The sequence below is a fragment of the Candidatus Streptomyces philanthi genome (assembly GCF_059553635.1).
On the sequence record NZ_JCANQV010000552.1, the window covers coordinates 1 to 1,800 of the forward strand.

General features: G+C 71.6%; 2 protein-coding genes. Both read left to right on the forward strand.

Going from position 1 to position 1,800, the window contains the following annotated elements:
- On the forward strand, nucleotides 1–657 hold a 657-nt coding region (fomD, locus tag AC51EU_RS30115; RefSeq protein ID WP_496270263.1), incomplete at its 5' end, for a cytidylyl-2-hydroxypropylphosphonate hydrolase.
- A 211-nt stretch (nucleotides 658–868) separates the two neighbouring features.
- Nucleotides 869–1,552 (forward strand): class I SAM-dependent DNA methyltransferase, encoded by a 684-nt coding sequence (locus AC51EU_RS30120; protein WP_496270264.1) that lies wholly within the window; start codon nucleotides 869–871, stop codon nucleotides 1,550–1,552.
- Nucleotides 1,553–1,800: the final 248 nt, after the last annotated feature.

Here is a 1,800-nt window from a genome sequence, read left to right on the forward strand (position 1 = left end):
ACGGGGACGGGCCGTTGGAAGCCCGGGGACCACATCCTGTGGCGCTACCGGGACAACGCCGAGGGCGGCCGGTTCCACATCTGCCGCCCGGTGACCGTGGTGCAGGACACCGCCGATCTCCTCGCGGTGTGGATGGCGCCCGGCACCACCTGTGTGAAGCCGGTGATGGAGGACGGCAGCCCCGTCCACCACGAGCCGCTGGCCACCCGGTACACCCGCCCGCGGCGCACCGTACGCGACCAGTGGTTCGGGACGGGCGTACTGAAACTCGCCCGGCCGGGCGACCCGTGGTCGGTGTGGCTGTTCTGGGAGCGCGGCTGGCGCTTCAAGAACTGGTACGTCAACTTGGAGGAGCCGCGGCTGCGGTGGGCGGGCGGCGTCGACTCCGAGGACCACTTCCTCGACATCAGCGTCCACCCGGACCGCAGCTGGGAGTGGCGGGACGAGGACGAGTTCGCCCAGGCCCAGCGGGACGGCCTGATGCCCGCCGGGCGGGCCGCCGGAGTGCGGGCGGCGGGCCGCGCCGCGCTCGCGCACATCACGGCGTGGGGCCGCCCGTTCGGCGACGGTTGGGAGGACTGGCGGCCCGATCCGGCCTGGGAGGTGCCGCCGCTCCCGGAGGACTGGGACCGCGTACCGGAACGTTTGCGGTCGTGAGCGAGCGAAGAGAGTGAAGGCGAGTGAACCGGGCGAATCATGGAAAGACGCGCCTATGGGCTCCCCCGCCTCTCCCGTGGCGAGGAGGGGCAACGAGCCCCCTTGATGCGCCCGGGGTGACGAACCGTAGGATCGTCCTCCGCGATACTGCACAGGCGCAACTCCAGAACTGGAAACCGAACTTGACCGCGGTCGCAGGAGGGGCGAGGTCGTGAGCGCTGCGAGCTACGACGGATACGAGGGGCTGCACCGGCTCGTGCTGGACCGGGCGGGCCAGGGCGAGGCGTTCGACACGATCGGCGACCGGTACGACGACGCCTTCCCGCACAAGGAGGGCCAGCTGGCGTCCGGCGCGTGGCTGGCCGGAACGCTGCCACCCGGCTCGCGGATACTGGACGTGGGGTGCGGCACGGGCGTGCCGACGACACGTCAGCTGTCCGACGCCGGGCACCGCGTCGTGGGGGTCGACATCTCCCCCGGCATGATCAAGCTGGCGCGGGACAATGTGCCGGCGGCCGAGTTCCACCGGCTGGATCTCGCCGATCTGCGCGGCGGCCGGCTCGGTGACGCCGGCTCCTTCGACGGCATCGCCGCGTTCTTCACCCTGCTGATGCTGCCGCGTGCGGAGATTCCCTATGCGCTGCGGATGCTGCATGATCTGCTACGACCGGGCGGGCTGCTGGCCCTGTCGATGGTCGAGGCCGATGTGGACGACTTCACCATCCCGTTCCTGGGCAACTCGATCCGGGTATCGGGTTATCTGCGGGACGATCTGCGCCGGGTCGTGCGCGACGCGGGCTTCGACGTCATCGGGGAGGATGCTTTCACCTATGCCCCGGCGAGCACGGACGTACCACCCGAGATCCAGCTCTTCCTGCACCTGCGACGTGCCTGAGACGCCTCGGGCCCCACGCGTCACCCCTCGGCGCGCCGGGCCCTTCGGACGTCGGGCGCTCAGCCCCGGACGGATGGAACCCCACGCGTGACGGAGCATCCCACCTCCCCCTCCCTGCGGCAGTCGGCCCCGTCTGCCGCCTCCTCGGTGTCCCCTCTCCCGGGTGCGGCCGGGCAGGCGCCGCTGGGCCTTTCCGACCCACGCAGTGCCCTCCAGCGACCCGCGGCGGGTTTCGCCCCGCTGCCCGG